The 21,232-nt window shown below is 60.0% G+C and carries 18 protein-coding genes; 8 read left to right on the plus strand and 10 right to left on the minus strand.

Features of this window, described 5'->3' with window-relative positions; translation table 11 throughout:
- Positions 1-14: 14 nt before the first annotated feature.
- Together BLO50_RS12455 and BLO50_RS12460 are read right to left on the minus strand one after the other, a co-directional pair.
- A complete protein-coding gene (locus BLO50_RS12455) occupies positions 15-485 on the minus strand; it encodes an RNA methyltransferase (RefSeq protein WP_090253162.1) in 471 nt (156 codons plus the stop codon).
- A 173-nt stretch (positions 486-658) separates the two neighbouring features.
- Positions 659-1,030 carry a YajD family HNH nuclease gene (locus tag BLO50_RS12460; RefSeq protein ID WP_090253165.1) on the minus strand — a complete coding sequence of 124 codons (372 nt, stop codon included), beginning with the start codon at positions 1,028-1,030 and terminating at the stop codon, positions 659-661.
- A 125-nt stretch (positions 1,031-1,155) separates the two neighbouring features.
- Here BLO50_RS12460 and BLO50_RS12465 point away from each other — a divergent pair, with 125 nt between their 5' ends.
- Positions 1,156-1,455, plus strand: coding sequence for a hypothetical protein (locus BLO50_RS12465; protein ID WP_090253167.1), 300 nt, complete (start codon positions 1,156-1,158; stop codon positions 1,453-1,455).
- A gap of 11 nt (positions 1,456-1,466) precedes the next feature.
- On the opposite strand, the gene BLO50_RS12470 is transcribed toward BLO50_RS12465, so the two are convergent.
- The 3 genes from BLO50_RS12470 to BLO50_RS12480 all read right to left on the minus strand — a co-directional run bounded on the left by BLO50_RS12470 (position 1,467) and on the right by BLO50_RS12480 (position 5,939).
- Positions 1,467-1,940 (minus strand): Crp/Fnr family transcriptional regulator, encoded by a 474-nt coding sequence (locus tag BLO50_RS12470; RefSeq protein WP_090253170.1) that lies wholly within the window; start codon positions 1,938-1,940, stop codon positions 1,467-1,469.
- 123 nt (positions 1,941-2,063) lie between these two features.
- Positions 2,064-3,689 (minus strand): methyl-accepting chemotaxis protein, encoded by a 1,626-nt coding sequence (locus BLO50_RS12475; RefSeq protein ID WP_090253173.1) that lies wholly within the window; start codon positions 3,687-3,689, stop codon positions 2,064-2,066.
- A gap of 219 nt (positions 3,690-3,908) precedes the next feature.
- Positions 3,909-5,939, minus strand: coding sequence for a S9 family peptidase (locus BLO50_RS12480; RefSeq protein WP_090253175.1), 2,031 nt, complete (start codon positions 5,937-5,939; stop codon positions 3,909-3,911).
- A gap of 151 nt (positions 5,940-6,090) precedes the next feature.
- On the opposite strand from BLO50_RS12480, the gene BLO50_RS12485 reads away from it, so the two are divergent.
- The 4 genes from BLO50_RS12485 (at position 6,091) to BLO50_RS12500 (ending at position 8,404) form a co-directional block, all read left to right on the plus strand.
- Positions 6,091-6,564, plus strand: a complete 474-nt coding sequence (locus BLO50_RS12485; protein ID WP_090253178.1) for a sensor histidine kinase family protein — start codon at positions 6,091-6,093, stop codon at positions 6,562-6,564.
- An 87-nt stretch (positions 6,565-6,651) separates the two neighbouring features.
- Positions 6,652-7,095, plus strand: a complete 444-nt coding sequence (locus BLO50_RS12490; RefSeq protein WP_090253181.1) for an HIT family protein — start codon at positions 6,652-6,654, stop codon at positions 7,093-7,095.
- Positions 7,088-7,864, plus strand: coding sequence for a class II glutamine amidotransferase (locus BLO50_RS12495; protein WP_090253183.1), 777 nt, complete (start codon positions 7,088-7,090; stop codon positions 7,862-7,864). The genes BLO50_RS12490 and BLO50_RS12495 overlap by 8 nt, the downstream gene beginning before the upstream one ends.
- 15 nt (positions 7,865-7,879) lie before the next feature.
- Positions 7,880-8,404, plus strand: coding sequence for a DUF2937 family protein (locus BLO50_RS12500; RefSeq protein ID WP_090253186.1), 525 nt, complete (start codon positions 7,880-7,882; stop codon positions 8,402-8,404).
- Between the two features lie 64 nt (positions 8,405-8,468).
- On the opposite strand, the gene BLO50_RS12505 is transcribed toward BLO50_RS12500, so the two are convergent.
- Positions 8,469-9,455 carry a DMT family transporter gene (locus BLO50_RS12505; protein ID WP_090253188.1) on the minus strand — a complete coding sequence of 329 codons (987 nt, stop codon included), beginning with the start codon at positions 9,453-9,455 and terminating at the stop codon, positions 8,469-8,471.
- 103 nt (positions 9,456-9,558) lie between these two features.
- On the opposite strand from BLO50_RS12505, the gene BLO50_RS12510 reads away from it, so the two are divergent.
- Complete coding sequence (locus BLO50_RS12510) at positions 9,559-10,449, plus strand: LysR family transcriptional regulator (RefSeq protein WP_090253191.1); 891 nt, start codon at positions 9,559-9,561, stop codon at positions 10,447-10,449.
- Positions 10,450-10,490: 41 nt separating this feature from the next.
- On the opposite strand, the gene BLO50_RS12515 is transcribed toward BLO50_RS12510, so the two are convergent.
- The 3 genes from BLO50_RS12515 to BLO50_RS12525 form a co-directional block, all read right to left on the minus strand.
- On the minus strand, positions 10,491-11,669 hold the full coding sequence (locus tag BLO50_RS12515; protein ID WP_090253197.1) for a vWA domain-containing protein: 1,179 nt from the start codon (positions 11,667-11,669) through the stop codon (positions 10,491-10,493).
- 191 nt (positions 11,670-11,860) lie between these two features.
- Positions 11,861-12,706 carry an AAA family ATPase gene (locus tag BLO50_RS12520; protein WP_090253199.1) on the minus strand — a complete coding sequence of 282 codons (846 nt, stop codon included), beginning with the start codon at positions 12,704-12,706 and terminating at the stop codon, positions 11,861-11,863.
- 133 nt (positions 12,707-12,839) lie between these two features.
- A complete protein-coding gene (locus tag BLO50_RS12525) occupies positions 12,840-13,910 on the minus strand; it encodes a DUF748 domain-containing protein (RefSeq protein WP_090253203.1) in 1,071 nt (356 codons plus the stop codon).
- Between the two features lie 122 nt (positions 13,911-14,032).
- Here BLO50_RS12525 and cysK point away from each other — a divergent pair, with 122 nt between their 5' ends.
- A complete protein-coding gene (gene cysK / locus BLO50_RS12530) occupies positions 14,033-15,007 on the plus strand; it encodes a cysteine synthase A (protein WP_090253204.1) in 975 nt (324 codons plus the stop codon).
- Positions 15,008-15,063: 56 nt separating this feature from the next.
- Here the strand turns inward: cysK and metH are convergent, their stop codons facing one another.
- Positions 15,064-18,774 (minus strand): methionine synthase, encoded by a 3,711-nt coding sequence (metH, locus tag BLO50_RS12535; RefSeq protein ID WP_090253207.1) that lies wholly within the window; start codon positions 18,772-18,774, stop codon positions 15,064-15,066.
- Between the two features lie 179 nt (positions 18,775-18,953).
- On the opposite strand from metH, the gene BLO50_RS12540 reads away from it, so the two are divergent.
- Complete coding sequence (locus tag BLO50_RS12540) at positions 18,954-21,218, plus strand: fatty acid cis/trans isomerase (RefSeq protein WP_420875466.1); 2,265 nt, start codon at positions 18,954-18,956, stop codon at positions 21,216-21,218.
- Positions 21,219-21,232 lie beyond the last annotated feature (14 nt).

The raw sequence follows: 21,232 nt of genomic DNA on the forward strand, positions 1-21,232 counted from the left end.
GGCGGGGCAGCGGTCTACTTGAGCCCTGGCCCGGACTTGGTGTTGATGCCTTTGGCCATGCGGTCGTAGAGCACCACATTGACGGTGGCGGCGAGGTTCATGCAGCCCTGGGTGGGGATGTAGATCACGTCCTCGCACCAGTCGAGGACTTCCTTGCTCAGCGAGCCGTCTTCGGGGCCGAAGATATAGATGGCGCGGTCGGGGTGGGTGTATTGCGGCAGTGGCCGTGCGCCTTCGACCAGCTCCACGGCCACCGGCGTACAGCCGATGGGAATGATCTGCTGCAGGTCTTCCACGCCAATCAGCGGAATATCCATATAGATGCGCTGGGTGTCGGTAATAAAATCGCGGGCACGGGCGTAGCGTTTGCCGCTGTAGAACACCGAGGCCGCGCTATAGCAGCCGGCTGCGCGCATCACTGAGCCGACGTTTTCCGGGGATTTAGGGTTGAACAGGCCGATGCAGGCGTATCTCTTGTTGGCCACGGTGGCACTCGCGCAGAATTTTCGGGAGAAGTTTTGCAGCCGCGCCAAGGGTGCGGGCGACAAAAAAGACGCGAGTATACCTGTATGGCAGCGGCCTGATTTTTCTAGGAGCCAGCTTGCTGGCGATGCGACGACCCTAAGATCGTCAGCAAGCGGGTTCCCAGAGTATTGCGCTACTGCTTTTTCAGCCTTGCAGCCAGGTCGGCGAAGGGGTTGTGGGTCGCCTGAGCAGTCTTCGGTGTGCTCAGCGAACCTTCGCTGAAGTACTGCTGGTCGGTGTAGCGCGAGTGTTCGTTGTCATGGCAGTACAGGCACAGCAGCTCCCAGTTGGAGCCGTCCTGCGGGTTGTTGTCGTGGTTGTGGTCGCGGTGGTGCACGGTCAGCTCGCTCAGGCGCTTGCCGGAGAACTCACGGGCGCAGCGGCCGCAGACGTGCGGGTACATCTTCAGCGCCTTGTCGCGGTAGCCTTCTTCACGCGAGCGCTGGGCCTCGGCGAGGATGCGGTCAAGCTTGCCGGTGGCGGAGGGGGATTTGTCGCTGCTCATCTGGATTCTCGTACGCTGGGGCTGTGCGATCAGTCTAGCCTTGCCAGTGGTCAGTGAGAACCGCCCGTGCGGCACTTAGCTGCAGGGTTGCTGCCCAAGAGGATAACTGCCCTGGAGATACCAGCATGCGCCTGAACCATCTGTTGTTTGTTCTAACCACGCTGGCCAGCACCGCGCTGCTTGCCCAGCAACCGCCGAAAATGCCGAGCACAGCCCCAGCGGCAGGTGCCCCGGGTACCGCCACGCCGCAACCTTATGCACCGGCGCCGCCGCAGCATCTACCTGCCCCGGCCCGCAATAATCCGCCGCTGCTCAGGCAGGCGCCGCAGCCGCAATCCAACCAGCCGCGCAGCGATCAGGATGTGCCGTTGCTGCAACAGCAGCGCGAACGCAATACGCAGCCGGTGCCGAAGCCTGACGAGTGAGTTGCGGGTAGCTAGAGCTGCTGCTCGACCAGCTGCCCATCGGCCATCCGCAAGCGCCGGGACATGGCGATAGCGATGGCGCGGATGACCTTGGCGGCGGTCTTGGGGGCTTCGCCGAGCATCTTGTCCAGTGAGTCCCTGGCCAGCATCAGCAGGCTGCAGTCACTTACGGCGATGCAACTGGCCGAGCGGCGCTCGCCGTCGAGTACTGCCATCTCGCCAAAGGCGCGGCCCTTGCGCAGCTTGGCCAGTTCGATGGTTTCCCCGCTGGAGTTGATCTTGCGCACCGATACCGCGCCCGAATGGATGATGCACATAAAGGTGCCGGGGTCGCCTTCGCGGCAGATGCTCGCGTCCGGGGCGCATTTGCTGATGTTGAAGTAACCGGCGGCGCTGAGCAGCTCGTTGGGCGTGAGGCTGTCGAACAGGCCGCAATCGAGCAGCATGTCGCGTATTTCATCAATCAGTTGGGAGTGGGCGGGCATGGACGGCAGCCTGGATAGACGTGGCGCGAGGTCAGTCGCATAGATTGACCTTAGCCGCCTGCCACTTGGCTCGCCAGCGCCACTCGCGACCTGCAGCCGAGTGGCCTGAACGGGGGCTACGGTCTAGAAACTGAAGCGCCGCATCACGCCCTGCAAGCGCCCGGACATGGCTTGCAGGGACTGGATGGCCTGGACGATGCCGCCTTGTGCCGCAGAGTTTTCCTCAACAACTTGCGCCACCAGCTCCACGTTCATGGCCACCTGCTCGCTGGCCGCACGTTGTTCTTGCAGTGACAGCGAAATCACACTGACGGCTTGCAATGATTCATTCAGCGCCAGGCGAATGCCCGTCATCGAATTGCCCGCCTGATCGACCAACTGCGTACCGATGCTCACTCGTTCACAGCCAGCGGCCATGCTGATTTTTGCTTTGTGCATACCGCTGTGAATGGCATCGACCAGGGCGATGATTTCCGTGGTTGAGTGGGCGGTACGCCCGGCCAGACTGCGCACTTCATCGGCGACCACGGCAAAACCGCGACCTTGCTCACCGGCACGTGCCGCTTCGATAGCGGCATTCAGGGCAAGCAGGTTGGTTTGCTCAGCAATGCCGCGGATTACGTCGACAATGGCGGTGATGTTGCGCGATTGTGCGGCCAAAGTTTCGACATCCTGCGCGCTCTCAGCAACCAGCTCGGCGATTTTGTGCATTTCTGTGGTGGCGCGGGCCATGACAGAAATGCCGGCATCGGTCATGTCACCGGCTTTCTTGGCCATGTCATAGGTTTGCTGGGCGTTTTCGGCAATGTGATTGATGCTTACGGCCAGTTGTTCGACGGTGGCGGCCATCGCTGACGCGGTATCACTTTGCACATTGGCGCTGGTCAGCACCTGCTCGGAGGAGGCGGCCAGTTGCAGGGTGGCGCATTCAATCTGTTCGGAGGCTTCGCCGATATTGCCGATCATATCCTGCAGGCCGCGGCGCATGCTCTGCACCGATTTCATGACGCCGGTCATCACTTGGTTACCCAAGCTCTTGCCGCCGCCCAGACGACCTTCGGCAATCCGTGCGCTGATTTCTTCCAGCTCACCGGGCTCTGCGCCCAGTTGCTGGCTCATCAAGCGGATGAAATAGATGACCTGGGCCAGACCAATCAACAGCGCAATCAGCAGCACACTGATGCTCAGTTTGAGGTTGCTCGCATAAGCGGCCTCACCCAGTTGGTACTGGCGCTTGGCTTCGAGCAGTTGCACATCGATCAGCTCGGCGAATTTCTCAGAGAGTGGGTCGATCAATGGATAAAGACGTTGGCTGGCAAAGGCATCAATGCCAGTCTTATCACCACGGTTAAGCAGGCTCTGTAGCTCATTGAGTGGTTGCCGTGCCTGTTCCATCAGCGGGTTGATTTGCTCAATCAGCTGACTTTCTTCGCGGATCAGTTCGGTGGCTAAGTACGCTTTCCAGGTGTCCTCAATTCGTACCTGGGCCTCTTCAATCAACCGTTGCGCCGTTTTTTCATCCAGTTCGCCACTGTGCGCCTTGTGGGTCGCGTCAACGATATTGACCGCGTAGAGGTCGGCAATCAGTTTGAGGTCGCGCAGCGGCACCACGCGGTCTAGATACACCGTTTGTAGCCCCTTGACGGTGGCCTGCAAACCATACAAACCCAGACCGCCAACACAGAGCAAACCCAGCAGTAGGCAGCCGGCGAGCAGGAATAAGTGGGTTCTGATCTTCCAGTTTTTCATCACAGACCGTCCATGGTGAGCAGGCAGCGAAATGGGAGGGATTGCAGTAAGCCAGCGTGCAATTCAGCGTAGTTGAACTTGTACGTCAGGCCGGTTAGATCTGCATGACCGGTCAAGTAATTTTTCGCGCTAAACGTCCGCTGTTTAGTGCGAATGACTCTGAGCGTGTGTCGCGCGGCTTAACCGCCTGACAGCAGGCGGTAGCGCGGTGGTGGCGGGTCAAGCCCGACCGAGTACCTTGAGAATAAAGGCGTATTCCAGGGCGACATCTTTGAGCGCTTGGTAGCGACCGCTCATGCCGCCATGGCCGGCGTCCAGTTCAGTTTTCAGCAGTAACAGGTTGTGGTTGGTTTTCTGCGCGCGCAGCTTGGCCACCCATTTGGCGGCTTCCCAATACTGCACGCGGCTGTCGTTGTAGCCGGCTACTACGAGAATCGCTGGGTAGTCTTGGGCCTGGACGTTTTCGTAGGGTGCGTAACCCTTGACCCGCTCGAACACTTCGGGCTGGCTAGGGTCGCCCCATTCGTCGTACTCGGTGACGGTCAGCGGCAGGTCGGGGTTCTGCATGGTGTTGAGCACATCAACAAACGGCACTTCGGCGATAGCGGCGGCGAACAGCTCGGGACGTTGGTTGAGCACTGCGCCCATCAGCAGACCGCCGGCGCTGCCGCCGCTGATCACCAGCTGTTGCGCGCTGGTATAACCGGTGCTGATCAGGTGTTCGGCACAGGCGATAAAGTCGCTGAACGAGTTCTGCTTGTGCTCCAGTTTACCCGCGCGGTACCAGGCTTCACCCAGCTCGCCGCCGCCACGCACATGGGCGATGGCGAACACGAAGCCGCGCTCCAGCAGGCTTAGGCGCGCATGGGAGAACCAGGGATCGAGGCTTTCGCCATAAGCGCCGTAGCCATACAGATAGAGTGGGGCAGAGGTGCCAATCACCTCGCGTTTGGCCACCAGGCTGATTGGCACCTGGCTGCCATCGGCGGCAGTAGCCCACAGGCGCTGGCTGACATAGTCGTCGGCATCGAACGGCCCAAGCACCGGGGTTTGCTTGAGCACCACTTGCGCGCCTGTAGCCAGTTCCAGCTGACGCACCTGCGCCGGGCGATTGAGCGCTTCATAGCGCAGGCGAATGGCGGGGCTGTCGAATTCCAGGCTGTCCTGTACATAGAGGCTGTAGGCGGCGTCCGGTAGCTGCACGCGGTAGGCCGCTTGCCCGTGCGGCTGCACGTCGATCATCGGTAAACCGCCTTCTCGCAGACTCAGCACCAGCGCTTGCTGATTGAGGCTAACGCCTTCCAGCATGACGTCGGGGTCATGGGCGCGCAGCAATTGCCAATCGCTACGGTTCAGCGTTGTGTCGCATGCAGTAAACAGCGCGAAGTTGATGCCGTGCTGGTTGCTGCGGATAAACCAGCGCCACTGGCCATCCAGAGCGCCGTGGTCGACGTCGTATTCGTGACCCTCTTCGCGCGGGACCACGCAGCTGAACGCGGCTTGCGGTGTTTCGGCGTCCAGCACCCAGGCTTCGCTGGTGGTTTTGCTGCCCAGTTGCAAGATCAGCTGGCGCTCGGAGCTGCTGCGGTAGCAGCTGAGGAAGAAACGTCCGTCCGGCTCGTGGAACACCAGTTCGGCTGCGTCGGTGCCAAGGCGGTGGCGGTAGAGTTTGTGCGGCCGGTGGGTATCGTCCAGTTCACCGAAGAACAAGGTCTGGCTGTCATTGGCCCAGGTCATGCTGCCGTCGCATTCCTCGAACGGCAGCTCGATCAGGCTGTCATCGGCCAGCTCTTTGACAAACAGCTGGTAGGTTTCCTCGCCGCTGGTATCCAGGCTGTAGGCCAGGCGCTGATGGTCAGGGCTGATGCTGAAAGCGCCGAGGGAGATAAAGCCGCCATCGGCCAGGTCGTTGGGGTCGAGCAGCAACTGTTCGCTGGCCTCATCGACCGTCAGCGAGCCATCGGCGGGTTTGCGGCAGCGGTAATGCCGCGGGTATTCGTCGCCCGCCGTGGTGCGCTGGTAATACAGATATGGCCCCCAGGGCGACGGCAGGCTCAGGTCGGTTTCGCGGATGCGCCCTTTGATCTCTTGAAACAAGACTTCGCGCAGTGCCAGTTGGTCGCTGAGTTGTTGTTCCAGGTAGGTATTTTCCGCCTTGAGGTAATCAAGCACCTCAGCGCTGTCACGGTTTTCCAGCCAGCGATACGGGTCTGCAGCGTTATCGGCACGGGCTATGGGGGCGTGTGGCATGAAACAACTCCTGTAGATGGCGGCCGACAGCGGGGACGCCGAGGCAGGCAAAAGCCGTTATCATAAGCGCCACTTTGACCGTCGGCTGCTGAAATCTACGTGCTTATGTGCATGCGCCGCTGGGTCTTCAATGCCAGAGAATGTGTGTTTTATGACTGAAAACGACTACCTGCTTGCCTGGGGCGCCTATCTTCTGGCCGCTCTTGGTTGCCTGTTGGTGTGGTTTCGCCTGACCAGTTGGATGTGGCGCTACCTGCGTGAGCCGCTGCGCGTGTTGGTGTTGGTGTTGCTGTTCAGCCCAACTGTGGTTGACCCCGGTAAGGAGCAGTTCGCCCCTGCGGTGGCAATCACCGCCATGGACCTGTTGCTAGATGTGGGCAATAACGCCTGGCGTGCAGTGGCGGATCTGAGCATGTACGCGTTGATTCTGTTTACTCTTTATCTGCTGTTTGTCGCGGTGCGCTGGCCTATTGAGCGTTGGTGGCAGGCCCGTAAGGGGCCAGCGCCGGCTGCCGACGATGAGCCGACCTTGCGTGAAATGATGACGCGTGATGAGCAGGATTTTGGCGACACCCGATACGATGCCCGCGGCGACCGTCGCTTGCGAGTTGAACCCCGCCTGTAAGCCTCGGCGGCGCTGCCTGACGCCGCCGGCCTTGTGCCAACGCAGCCAGCCGTTCAGCATGCTGGGTTGTTGATTAAGGAGAGGCTTATGACGTGTGTGTTCTGTGCAATCGCCGCCGAGCAATTGCCTGCCGAGCGTATTTATGAGGACGAGCACTTTATCGTCCTGCTGGATATCTTCCCTCTGCGTCCGGCCCATGTGCTGATTGTCAGCCGCGAACACGCGCCGTTTCTTAAAGACCTTTCCTCTGCGGCCAGCGAGCAGTTGCTGCAGCTGGCGCAACGCATGGCTGCCGCCCTGCGTGCGGCCGGCTATGGCGAGCAGGGCATCAATTTCTTGATCAACGACGGGCCGACCTCCAATCAGCATGTGCCACACCTGCATCTGCACCTGATTCCACGACGCAGCGGCGATGTGATGCCGTTGCTGTGGCGCGCCCTGACACGTTTTCTGCCGTTGGCGCGCAAACGCATCGAGGCGCGTCTGGCAATTGAAGCGCAGCAGCTGCGCGAGGCGTTACGCAATGTGTGAATTGCTGGGCATGAGCGCCAATGTGCCGACCGATATTGTCTTTAGCTTTACCGGCCTGATGCAGCGCGGCGGGCGAACCGGCCCGCACCGCGATGGCTGGGGCATCGGTTTTTATGAAGGGCGCGGCCTGCGCCTGTTTCAGGACCCGCGCGCCAGCAGCGAGTCAGAGGTGGCGCAGTTAGTACAGCGCTACCCAATCAAGAGCGAAGTGGTGATCGGCCATATCCGTCAGGCCAATGTCGGCCGCGTCTGCCTGGCCAACACCCATCCGTTTGTACGCGAGATGTGGGGGCGTAACTGGTGTTTTGCCCATAACGGCCAATTGGCCGATTTTGCCCCGCAATTGGATAACTACCGGCCGATTGGCGATACCGACAGCGAAGCGGCCTTCTGTGATTTGCTCAATCGCCTGCGTCAGGCCTTTCCCGAGCCGGTGGAGGTAGAGCGGTTACTGCCCACTTTGGTCAGTGCCTGCGCGGGCTATCGTCAGCTCGGTGTATTCAATTGCCTGCTCAGTGATGGCGACTGGCTGTTCAGCTTCTGCAGTAGCAAGCTGGCGCATATCACCCGACGTGCGCCGTTTGGCCCGGCCCATCTGAAAGATGCCGATATGCAGGTGGATTTTCAGGCGGAAACCACGCCCAATGACGTGGTCAGCGTGTTAGCCACAGAACCCTTGACCGATAACGAGAGCTGGACGCTTTACCAGCCGGGCGAGTGGCGATTGTGGCGCGGTGGTGAATGTGTGGCACAAGGCCTAACGGACTGAATTGGGGGAGGGGACATGTTTAGAAGCTATCTGCGGTTGGCCTTGTTTGCTCTGGGGTTGCTGGTTGGGGTGCAGGTGCCGGGGTTTATCGACGACTACAGTAAGCGCGTTGAAGCCCATCGGATTGAATCCGAGCAAGGGCTTAAAGGCTTTCGGGAGACTGCAAAGCGCTTTTTCAAGGGGGATCTGGTCGCGTTGGTTGGCCATTACCAAGCCAGCGCTGACCCCGTGATGCGCAGCGATGCGCAGAGTTTGGGCACCCTGGTTGAGCGTTCGGCATTCCTTGAGCGCGAATCCAAGGCGATGCAAGGGCCCTGGTATGGCCAGGTCTGGCATCTGTCTACAGCAGCAGACCATGAGTTGCTGGAAGAAACCTTCGCCGCCTACCGTTATCAGGTTCTGTTGGCCCCCGAGGCCATCGCCTGGGGCATTGCCTGCGCCATGTTGCTGGCCTGGCTGCTGGAAAGCCTGGCGCTGCTGGTCGGCATGCTGTTTGGTGCGGGCCGCAGCCAGAAGGTGCAGCAGCGGCACTGGCGTTAAGTTGCATCACTCTCAAGGGCTCGCAAGAGCCCTTGTTGTTTCTGCTGATAAACCGCTTCTAAGCCTACTGGCCGGGTGAAACCGGCGTGGCGAGTGCCTGCTTGCTAGGGTGAACATCCTCGGCGGTAGGTGCGGGCTGAACGGGCACTGTTTTACGCCGCGACACCAACAACACCCCCGCCAGCACCAGGCCTGCCCCCGCCAGCTGGGCAAACGACACCGGCTCCGATAACAGCATCCAGGCGAAGACAATCGTCAGGATCGGCCCCAGTGTGCCAATCAGTACGGTACGCGCCGAGCCAATCAGGCGCAGTGCAGCCGATTGCCAGAATATCGGCAGCACGGTGGAGAAAATCGCCATCGCCGCGCTGTACGCATATACCTCTATCGGCTGCTGCAGTGCAGAAAACGGTTGCGTGGCGAGGAAGTGAATCTGCGTGGCAAAGGTGGACACGATAATCGCCAGGGCAGCAAAGCGGATGGTGCCCAGCCGGTGAATAGCTACCTCGGCTCCCGAGCTGTAGAGCGCGTAGGACAGTGCAGAACCGAAGATAAAGGCGGCGCCGATCAGGACCGTATGCAGGTCCTCCGCTACTTGCAGATCGTGGGCGAACGCCAGGCCGATGCCCGCGTAGGTCAGCAGCAGCGCCGCAATCTGGCGTTTCTCCAGACGCTTACCCAGAAACAGCACGCCAATCAGCACGGTCATGGTTGGGTAGATAAACAGAATCAACCGCTCCAGCGCCGCCGAGATGTACTGCAGGCCAATAAAATCAAGAATGCTGGCCCCGTAGTAACCGAGCAGCCCCAAGGCAATCAGCATGCCCCAGTCTTTGCGCGTGAGCGGCGGCGCTGCGCGACACAGCCACAGCGTGGCCCACAACGCGATAGGCAGGGCAAAACTCATGCGCAGCGTCAGCAGGGTGACCGCATCCACGGGCGCAGCGGCATAGGCCAGCTTGACGAAGATCGCCTTGAACGAGAAACCGAAGGCGGCGAGCACCGCGAGTGCAATGCCCAATCGTTCAGCAGACCAGGTTTTCCATGGCATGTGGGTAATCCTTAAAGAGTTGTGCTGAGCCGAATGATGATGGGGTTAGAATCGCTATGGAATTGGCTTTTTCATAAGTAATCGTTCGGATTTAACTAACGCTATGCATTACGACCTGATTGATCTGCGTCTGTTTGTTGCGATTGCCGAAGCAAAGAATTTAACCCGCGGTGCCGAGCGCGTGCATTTGGCCGCGTCTTCGGCCAGCCATCGCATGCGCGTGCTGGAGGAGTCGATTGGCACGCCGCTGCTGCTCCGCGAACCGCGCGGTGTCAGGCTGACCCGGGCCGGCGAGGCGCTGCTGCGCCATGCGCGCCAGGTGTTTGCCCAGCTCGAACAGATGCATGCTGACCTTACGCCCTACGCCAAAGGCGTACGCGGCCATGTGAGCCTGTGGGCAAACACCCACGCCACCCATACCTTTCTGCCCGACAGCCTTTCGAGCTTTTTGCAGCGTCATCCGCAGGTCAGTATTTCGCTGGAAGAGCACACCAGCCCGCAGGTGCTGATGGCCGTGGCGCGCGGCGAGGTGGAGGTCGGCGTGGTGGCGGGGACGATTGCGGACGCGGAGGTTGAACTTATCCCGTACCGGGCCGATCGGTTGGTGCTGATTGCCCCGGTCGATCATCCGCTCGCTGCGCACGTCAGCAGCCTGTTTGCCCAAGTGCTGGATTACCCCTTTGTCATGCTGCATTCGGGCTCGGCGATTCACACCTTTACCATGAACGCAGCCGCCGCATTGGGGCGGCACCTCGAGGTGCGGATTCAAGTGCGCAGCTTTGAGGCGGTGTGCCGCATGGTCAGCGCAGGGGTTGGCATCGGCCTGGTGCCGCGCAGTGCGGTAACCGCTGGGGCGCAGCTGGCGGTAATTGAGCTGGAAGAGCCCTGGGCGCAGCGCGATTTGAAGGTTTGTGTGCGCAAGCGCGAGCTGTTGTCGGGGTTTGCTGCGGCGCTTGTCGACTGCCTGACAGGCAGCGATACCAGTCCCAGTTAACGAGTCTTAAAGAACAACGGGCCCTGCTGGGCCCGTTTGGTTTACTTGGAAAGAAACTTCATCCCGTCTTCTAAGCCCTGCAGGGTTAGAGGGTACATCTGGTCTTCCAACAGCTCGCGCATGATGTTGGTCGAGGCTGTGTAGCTCCATGTGTCCTTGGGGTAGGGGTTGATCCAGATAAGCTTTTTGTACTTCTCCATAAAGCGCTTGATCCAGACGTAACCCGGCTCCTCGTTCCAGTGCTCGACGCTGCCGCCGGCCTGGGTGATTTCATAAGGGGCCATGGCTGCATCGCCAACGAACACCACTTTGTAATCCGCGCCGTATTTGTGCAGCAGGTCCTGGGTAGAGAAGCGCTCAGAGGTGCGACGCAGGTTGTTCTTCCACACCGACTCGTACACGCAGTTATGGAAGTAGAAATACTCCATATGCTTGAACTCGGTTTTGCAGGCGGAAAACAGCTCCTCACAGACCTTGACGTGGGCGTCCATCGAGCCGCCGATGTCGAACAGGATCAGCAATTTCACCGCATTGCGCCGTTCCGGGCGCATCTGGATATTCAGCAGGCCGCCGTCTTTGGCGGTGTGGTCGATGGTGCCGCTCAGGTCAAGTTCGTCTTCAGCACCCTGGCGCGCAAACTTGCGTAGGCGGCGCAGGGCCACCTTGATATTACGCGTACCCAGCTCGACCTGATCGTCGAGGTTCTTGTACTCGCGCTGATCCCAGACCTTGACCGCTTTGCCCTGACGCTTGCCGGCGTCACCCACGCGGATACCTTCCGGGTTGAAGCCGCCGGAGCCGAATGGGCTGGTGCCGCCAGTGCCGATCCACTTGTTGCCGCCTTCGTGGCGTTCTTTCTGCTCTTCGAGGCGCTTCTTGAATTCCTCGATCAGCTTGTCCAGGCCGCCGAGGGACTCGATCTTGGCGCGCTCCTCGTCGGTCAGCGAGCGTTCGAACTCCTTGCGCAGCCACTCATCGGGGATCAGTGCCTCGATGTGCTGATTAAGGTTTTCCAGGCCCTTGAAGTAGGCCCCGAACGCGCGGTCGAACTTGTCGAAATGCCGCTCGTCCTTGACCAGGATGGTGCGCGAGAGGAAATAGAACTCGTCCATATCGGCGAACACCACGTTGTGTTTCAACGCGTTGATCAGGTCGAGCAGCTCACGCACCGACACCGGCACCTTGGCGGCGCGCATTTCGTTAAACAGGTTGAGCAGCATGGCTGCACCCTCATGTGTTGATTCTGGTCGGGCTGCTGCGCGTCGGCCTGCGGCGTTGAAACCTCGCTTCACATGCTCACGTACTGGAGTACGCTACGCGGATTAGCTCGGTTTCACCTTGCCCGGCTCTAGCTCGCTAGCCCTATACCGCGTGGATAGCGCGTCCGATAGGCGCGCAGCAGCCCGATTATTTAACGATTGGCACGGCGGCTCATAAAGGCCAGGCGCTCAAGCAGTTGCACATCCTGCTCGTTCTTTACCAAAGCACCGGCCAGAGGCGGGATGGCCTTGGTGGGGTCGCGCTCGCGCAGCACGGCTTCGCCGATATTGTCGGCCATCAGCAGTTTCAGCCAGTCGACCAGTTCGCTGGTGGACGGTTTTTTCTTTAGGCCCGGCACTTTGCGCACGTCGAAGAACACGTCCAGCGCCTCGGCGACCAGGTCCTTCTTGATGTTGGGGTAGTGCACATCGACGATCTTCTGCAGGGTCGCGCGATCCGGGAAGGCGATGTAGTGGAAGAAACAGCGGCGCAGGAAGGCGTCCGGCAGTTCTTTTTCGTTGTTCGAGGTGATGATGATGATCGGGCGTTTAGTCGCCTTGATGGTCTCGTCAGTCTCGTAAACGTAGAACTCCATCTTGTCGAGTTCTTGCAGCAGGTCGTTGGGGAACTCGATGTCGGCCTTGTCGATTTCGTCGATCAGCAGGATGACCCGATCCTCCGACTCAAAGGCTTCCCACAGCTTGCCCTTCTTGATGTAGTTGCGCACGTCGTGGACTTTGTCGCTGTCCAGTTGCGAGTCGCGCAGGCGGCTGACCGCGTCGTACTCGTACAGGCCCTGGTGAGCCTTGGTGGTGGACTTGATGTGCCAGGTGATCAGGCGCGCACCAAAGGACTCGGCCAGTTGTTCGGCCAGCATGGTTTTACCTGTGCCCGGCTCACCCTTGACCAGCAATGGGCGCTCCAGGGTGATGGCGGCATTAACCGCGAGCTTGAGGTCGTCGGTGGCGACGTAGGACTGGGTGCCTTCGAACTTCATCGGTAAATCCTCGAACGGTAACGCGCAGGGCCATACCCGCGGGTTCAGTATTTGAAAAGTGGACTATAACGCGCAGTCCCGGTGACTGTGAACGTAGACGGGCTATTCAGTCACTGAATGGCGGGTCACCTGGCTACTGTTGCTGTTCCTGGTTATCAAAGCGGCTGCTGAAGGCGCGTACAAAGGCGTTGCGCAGGATCGCTTTAAACGCCTGCCAGCGGCTGATGTCATAGGTTTTGAGGTCACCTTCAATGTTCACCCGAGTGGCGAACTGGTCTTTACGCTGGTTTTTCAGCAGCCAGCTGCCGCCACCGACCAGGGCTTCCCAGGCGCCGGTGAGCAGGTTCTTGTCTTTGGCCGCGACATCCTGCTGCCAGTCGAAGACTTCCATGTTGCGCAGCAGCGGTTTGGCATAACCCTTGAGCTTGCCTTGGCGGGCATCCAGCTCCATGACGAAGTCGCCTTGGCCTGCGGCAAAGTCGAAGTCGGCATAGGCGCGGGTAAAGCTGTTGAGCTGCTTGAGCTGGATATCGGTGATGCGCAGGCGCAGATCGAAGTCGTCCAGCTGGCCGAGCGGGTCGAAATTGGCACTGGCTTGCACAGGGGCTTGCTCGAACACCTTGGCGGTGGCCTGCAGGCTGGCGGGACGCGTATTGTCTGCGACGCTGACGTTGCTCAGGTTGAGGATGCTGCCATTGATCTCGCTGGCCTGCAGGTCGACCGGCGGCTTGGCGGTGAAGTTGCGAAAGGCCAGGGTGCCATCGATTACGCGGATTTCGTTGATATGAATCGGCAGCAGGCCCCTGAGTTGGGCGCGCCAGTCGACGCCTTCACCGGTCTGTGAATTGGCGGCGTTACCACCGTCAACAAAGGTCAGCTGCGGCCGCTCGAAGGCTACTTCGGCGACTATCGATCGGTTATTCCATAACTCGCGCCAGCTGACGGCCAGGTCGATGACCGGTGCTTCGAGCAGCGGCACTGGTACCTGGCCATTGAGCTTGACGATATTCAGGCCGTTGATCTGGTAAGCCCCGCGCCATAACGCCAGGTCGATGTCGCTGATCTGCCCGCGATAATCGCCCATATTGGCCAGGCGTTCATTGAGGTAGTCACGCAGCAGCAAGGGCAGGGCGATATGCAGTGCCAGCAGTGCGATGGCCAGGGTGAGCAGAGTCCAAAGGGGCAGTGCGTAGCGCTTTCTCATACAGAAACAGACTTATCCAATCACAATAGGTTTCCGCCGAGCTGTGTACATGGCTGGACTGCCACACGAACGGGCCTTAGGCTTGGGAGCTTACTCGGTAATGCATGAACAAGGACCTCGCCATGAGCCGCATCTTTGCAGATAACGCACAAGCCATCGGTAATACCCCGCTGGTTCGGATCAATCGTTTGGGCCCAGAGGGCGTAACCATTCTGGCCAAGATCGAAGGGCGTAACCCCGCCTACTCGGTAAAGTGCCGCATTGGCGCTAGCATGATCTGGGATGCCGAGGAGCGCGGCGTGCTCAAACCAGGCATGACGATTGTCGAGCCAACCTCGGGCAATACCGGCATCGGTCTGGCCTTTGTGGCGGCGGCGCGTGGCTACAAGCTGCTGCTGACCATGCCAGCTTCGATGAGCCTGGAGCGGCGCAAGGTACTCAAGGCCTTGGGTGCTGAGCTGGTGCTGACCGAGCCGGCCAAGGGCATGAAGGGCGCTATCGAGAAGGCCGCTGAAATTGCTGCCTCTGACAGTGCCACCTACTTTATGCCGCAGCAGTTCAACAACCCGGCCAACCCGGCGATCCATGAAAAGACCACTGGCCCGGAAATCTGGAACGACACCGATGGCGCGATTGACGTGCTGGTTGCTGGCGTCGGTACCGGCGGCACCATAACCGGTATTTCGCGCTACATCAAAAAGACCCAGGGCAAGCCGATTCTGTCGGTAGCGGTCGAGCCGATTGGCTCGCCGGTGATCACCCAGACTATCGCGGGTGATGAAGTCAAACCCAGCCCGCACAAGATCCAAGGTATCGGCGCCGGTTTTGTTCCTGGCAACCTCGACTTGGCCATGGTCGACCGTGTTGAACTGGTGACGGATGACGACGCCAAGGCTGTAGCCCTGCGCCTGATGCGCGAAGAGGGCATCCTCTGTGGCATCTCCTGCGGCGCGGCCATGGCGGCCGCCCTGCGTATCGCCGCCGAACCCGGCATGCAGGGCAAAACCATCGTGGTGATCCTGCCGGACTCCGGTGAGCGCTACCTGTCGAGCATGTTGTTTAGCGATATGTTTACCGAGCAGGAATTGCAGCAGTAAGCATTCCGTTGTGACAAAAAAGCCGCCTGTTAAGGCGGCTTTTTTATGGGGCTTGCTTAGTTGTCGTAGCCGAGGTTGGGCGCCAGCCAGCGCTCGCTGACGTTCAAGTCCTGCTTTTTACGTGCGGTATAGCTTTCCACCTGATCCTTGTCGATTTTGCCGACGGCAAAGTACTGCGCCTGCGGATGAGCGAAGTACCAGCCGGATACCGCAGCCGCCGGGAACATGGCGTAGTGCTCGGTGAGGAACACACCGCTGGCGCCGGCCTTGTTGAATTCGGCCGCCGGGTCGAGCAGGGTGAACAGGGTCTTTTTCTCGGTGTGGTCCGGGCAGGCCGGGTAGCCGGGAGCAGGGCGGATGCCTTTGTAGGCTTCCTTGATCAGCTCGTCGTTGGAGAGCGCTTCTTCGGGGTCGTAGCCCCAGTAGTTCGTGCGCACCTCTTTGTGCAGCCACTCAGCGCAGGCTTCAGCCAGGCGGTCGGCCAGGGCTTTGACCATGATCGAGTTGTAGTCGTCGCCGGCGTCTTGGTAGGCCTTGGCCACTTCCTCGGCGCCGATGCCGGCGGTGGTGATAAAGCCGCCTACATAGTCGGTGACACCACTGTCTTTCGGCGCGACGAAGTCGGCCAGTGAGTAGTTCGGTTTGCCGTCCGGTTTGATGGTCTGCTGGCGCAGGTGGTGCAGGGTGGCCAGCTTCTCGCCGTTGTCGGCGTAGACGTCTAGATCGTCATCGTTCACCTGATTGGCGGGCCAGAAGCCGAACACGGCGCGGGCACTGATCAGCTTTTCGTCGATCAGTTTTTTCAGCATTTCCTTGGCGTCGGCGTACAGCGCGGTGGCGGCTTCACCGACCACTTCATCGGTGAGGATGCGCGGGAACTTGCCGGCCAGGTCCCAGGAAATAAAGAACGGCGTCCAGTCGATGTACTCAGCCAGAACATTCAGGTCGATATTGTCGAGCACCTTCACACCGGTGAACGTCGGCACGCTCGGCTGATAGTTGGCCCAGTCGAACTTGGGCTTGTTTTCCACAGACTTGGCGTAGCTCAGGCGTTCGGTACGGGCGCTGCGGTTGGCGGTGCGCTCGCGTACTTCGATGTAGTCCAGGCGGGTGCGCTCGACAAAGTCAGCCTTCAGCTCCTTGGACAGCAACTGGGTGGCCACGCCGACCGCCCGCGAGGCGTCGGTGACGTAAACCACCGCATCGTTCTGGTACTTGGGCTCGATTTTCACGGCCGTGTGGGCTTTCGAGGTGGTCGCGCCGCCGATCATCAGCGGCAGTGTGAAGCCCTGGCGCTGCATTTCGCGGGCGACATGCACCATCTCATCCAGCGACGGGGTGATCAGGCCGGACAGACCGATGATGTCGCACTTCTCGGCGATGGCGGTCTGCAGGATTTTCTCCGCCGGCACCATCACCCCCAGGTCGACGATGTCGTAGCCGTTGCAGCCGAGCACCACGCCGACGATGTTCTTGCCGATGTCGTGCACGTCGCCTTTGACTGTGGCCATGAGGATCTTGCCCTTGGCTTCCGGCTTGTCGCCTTTTTCGGCCTCGATAAACGGAATCAGGTGCGCCACGGCCTGCTTCATCACGCGGGCGGATTTGACCACCTGCGGCAGGAACATCTTGCCGGCGCCGAACAGGTCGCCGACCACGTTCATCCCGGCCATCAACGGGCCTTCGATGACTTCGATGGGGCGCGCGCACTGCTGACGGAACTCTTCGGTGTCTTCGACGATGTGTGTGGTCACGCCTTTGACCAGCGCGTGCTTGAGTCGCTCTTCAACGCTCAGGTTACGCCACTCTTCGGTTTCGGCCTCTTTGACGCTGCCGTCGCCCTTGTAGTTGTCGGCGATGGCCAGCAACGCTTCGGTGGCGCCGTCGTGACGGTTGAGCACCACGTCTTCTACTGCGTCGCGCAGCTCTTTGGGAATCTCGTCGTAGATTTCCAGCTGACCGGCGTTGACGATGCCCATCGTCAGGCCGTTCTGGATCGCGTAGTAGAGGAACACCGAGTGAATGGCTTCACGCACCGGGTTGTTGCCTCGGAAGGAGAACGACACGTTGGACACGCCGCCTGAGCTCAATGCATAGGGCAGATGGTCACGGATGTAAGCGCAGGCCTCGATAAAGTCGACCGCGTAATTGTTGTGCTCGTCGATGCCAGTGGCCACGGCGAAGATGTTCGGGTCGAAGATGATGTCTTCCGGCGGGAAGCCCACGTCGTTGACCAGAATGTTGTAGCTGCGCTGGCAAATTTCACGCTTGCGCGCAGCGGTATCGGCCTGGCCGGCTTCGTCGAAGGCCATCACCACCACGGCGGCGCCGTAGCGCTTGCACAGCTTGGCGTGGTGCTTGAACTGCTCGACGCCTTCCTTCATCGAAATCGAGTTGACGATGCCTTTGCCCTGAATGCACTTCAGGCCGGCTTCGATGACTTCCCACTTGGAGGAGTCGATCATGATCGGTACGCGGGAGATGTCCGGCTCGCCGGCGATCAGATTCAAGAAGGTGACCATGGCCTTCTGTGAATCGAGCATGCCCTCGTCCATGTTGATGTCGATCACCTGGGCGCCGGCTTCCACCTGCTGCAGGGCGACTTCCAGGGCTTCGGTGTAGTTGTCCTCGCGGATCAGCCGGGCGAACTTGGCCGAGCCGGTGATATTGGTGCGCTCGCCGACGTTGATAAACAGCGAGTTGCGGTCGATGGTGAACGGCTCCAAACCCGACAGGCGACAGGCCTTGGGAATATCCGGGATGGCGCGCGGCGGGTATTTGCTCACCGCTTCGGCAATCGCCTGGATATGCGCCGGCGTGGTGCCGCAGCAGCCGCCGACAATGTTCAAAAAGCCCGAGGCGGCAAACTCTTCCACCACCACGGCCATTTCCGCGGGGGTTTCGTCGTATTCACCAAAGGCATTCGGCAGACCGGCGTTGGGGTGCGCGGAGACAAAGGTGTCAGCCTTGTTGGCCAGCTCTTCCAGGTACGGGCGCAGGTCACTGGCACCAAGGGCGCAGTTCAAGCCCACGGAAATCGGCTTGGCGTGCCGCACCGAGTTCCAGAAGGCTTCGGTGGTCTGCCCGGACAGGGTGCGGCCGGAGGCGTCAGTGATGGTGCCGGAAATCATGATCGGCAGCTCGAAGCCTTGCTGCTCGAAGACTTCCTGCACGGCGAAGATCGCCGCCTTGGCGTTAAGGGTGTCGAAGATGGTTTCGATCAGGATCATGTCCGCGCCGCCTTCGATCAGGCCGCGGGTGGCTTCCACGTAGTTTTCCACCAGTTCGTCGAAGGTGACGTTGCGGTAGCCAGGGTTGTTCACATCCGGGGAAATCGAGCAGGTGCGGCTGGTTGGGCCCAGCACACCTGCGACGAAACGCGGACGATCCGGCGTTTCCAGGGTTTTGGCATCGGCCACACTGCGGGCGAGGCGCGCACCCTCTACGTTCAGCTCATACACCAGGCTTTCCATGCCGTAGTCGGCCTGCGACACCTGGGTGGCGTTGAAGGTGTTGGTTTCGAGGATGTCGGCGCCGGCATCCAGGTAGGCTTTTTCGATGGCGCCGATCACGTCCGGGCGGCTCAAGATCAGCAGGTCGTTGTTGCCTTTGACATCCTGCGGCCAGTCGGCAAAGCGTTCGCCACGGTAATCGGCTTCCTCCAGCTTATAGCTCTGGATCATGGTACCCATGCCGCCGTCGAGAATCAGGATGCGCTCGGAAAGAGCCTTCTGCAGAGCGTGGAGGCGGGCGGTGCGATCAGACATGGGGAACTACCTGGGGAGCGGAAACAAAGGCGGCGATGATAGCAAAGCTGCGTGCTTTTGCAGTGGGCTGTGCTTTTACATGAATCTTGCTCATGTTTACGGGTTGGCCTAGGTGACCCTGGGCCAGCTAGAATCGCCATTTAAGCCATTTTAGAGACGTTTCCATGGTCTGCCGCTTAATGCTCGCTGTGTGTTTGTTGTTCATTGGCTCATTACAAGCGGCAGAACCCATTTCCTATAGCCGTGATGTTCAACCGATCTTTACTCAGCACTGTGTGGCTTGCCATGCCTGCTACGACGCGGCCTGCCAGCTCAATTTAGGCAGTGGCGAAGGCGTGCAGCGCGGTGCCAGCAAGGCGGCGGTGTACAACGGCACGCGCACCCAGGCCCAGGCCACTACGCGGCTGTTTGTTGATGCCCACGGTGAGGCCGCGTGGCGGCGCAAGGACTTTGTGTCTGTGCTGGATCAGCAGGGCAGTCAGGCCGCGTTGATGGCCCGCATGCTGGAACTGGGTCATCAGCAGCCGTTTGCTGCCAACAGCAAATTACCGGCGCAGCTGAATATCGGCATCAACCGGGTCAACCAATGTCCGCTTCCTGAGGAGTTTGAGGCGTTTGCTCGGAAAAATCCGCAAGCCGGCATGCCGTTCGCAGTGACCGGGCTGAGTGATGCCGACTACCAGACGCTGCAGGCTTGGCTGGCGCAGGGTGCACCGGTAGATGAGCAGGCGCTGCAGGCCAGTGCTGCGGAGGCAGAGCAAATCGCCAGCTGGGAAGCGTTTATGAACGCCCCAGGCGCCCGCGAAGCATTGGTGTCACGCTGGCTCTACGAGCACCTGTTTCTGGCCCATCTGCATTTCGCCGGCGGTGAGCCGGGGCATTTCTTCCAGATGGTGCGTTCACGCACGCCCACAGGTAAACCTGCGGACATCATTGCCACACGTCTGCCCAATGATGACCCCGGCACTGAGTTCTACTACCGCCTGATCCCCGTTCAGGGCGTGATTGTGCATAAGACCCACATCACCTATGGCCTCAGTGCCGCCAAGTTGAAGCGGGTCAACGAGCTGTTCTTTGACAGCGATTGGCAGGCGGACGCGGTGCCAGGTTATGGCCTGCAGCGCCGTGCCAACCCATTTGAGACCTTTGCGGCGATTCCGGCCCAGGCGCGTTATCAATTTATGCTGGATAACGCTGAATACTTTGTGCGCACCTTTATTCGCGGTCCGGTGTGCCGCGGACAGATTGCCACAGACGTGATTCGCGATAATTTCTGGGCGGTGTTCCAGGACCCGCAGCATGACCTCTATATCACTGACCCTGAGTACCGTGAGGAGGCCAAGGAGTTGTTGGCCATGCCGGGTCAACTGGACAGCATCGGCGACACGCTCGGTCTATGGCGGACTTACCGCGACAAGCGCAATCAGTATGAAGCGCTGCGTATGCAGCGCTACGCCGATGCGCCAGCGCCCAGTTGGTCGCATATCTGGGCCGGTAACGACAACGCACTGCTGTCGATTTTTCGCCAGCACGACAGTGCGTCAGTGCGCAAAGGCCTGATTGGCGAAGTGCCGCAAACCATTTGGTGGCTGGATTTCCCGCTGCTGGAGCGTACCTATTACCAGTTGGTGGTGAATTTCGATGTGTTCGGCAACGTGTCGCACCAGGCGCAAACGCGGCTGTACTTCGATTTGATCCGCAACGGCGCCGAGGTCAACTTTCTGCGCTTGATGCCAGCCGAGTCGCGGCAGGGCTACCTAAGCGACTGGTACCAGAGCAGCGGCAAACTGAAGATCTGGCTGGATTACCAGGCCATCGACAGCGAAAGCCCGAGCGCCCTGCGCTTGCCCGGCAGCGACCCTAAACGCAGCTTTGTCGAAACGCTGCTGGAGCGCTACGGCAGCCTGAATGCCCGGCCCGACCCGATCAACCGCTGCACGGGTGCGTATTGTCATCGCTCTGGGCTGGATGCCGAATTACAGCGCGCTGAGCAGTCTCTGAGTCGGTTGACGGCAAAACCTGCGGGCACCCTCAAGGTGATCGAGCAACTGCCAGAGGCTACCTTGCTGCGGGTGGAAATGGCCGATGGCCAGCGTGAGGTGTACAGCCTGCTGCGCAATCGTGCGCACACGAATGTGGCCTTTATGCTCGGTGAGGAACTGCGCTACCAGCCGGCACTGGATACCCTGACAGTGTATCCGGGCGTGCTCAGCAGTTACCCGAACTTTATCTTCAATGTGCGGGTGGAGCAGGCAGCGGAATTTATCACGGCGCTGGAGCAGGCGCGTGACGCAGCGGCCTTCGAAAAAGTCGTCGAGCGTTGGGGGATTCGCCGTACGCATCCGGAGTTCTGGCGCTACTTCCACGATATGTCGGCGTATATCCAGCAAACCGAACCGCTGGAAGCTGGCGTGCTGGATATGAACCGCTACCAGAACTTGTAAACGGGGAGGACCGC

The organism is Pseudomonas peli (assembly GCF_900099645.1).
GTDB classification, from domain to species: domain Bacteria; phylum Pseudomonadota; class Gammaproteobacteria; order Pseudomonadales; family Pseudomonadaceae; genus Aquipseudomonas; species Aquipseudomonas peli.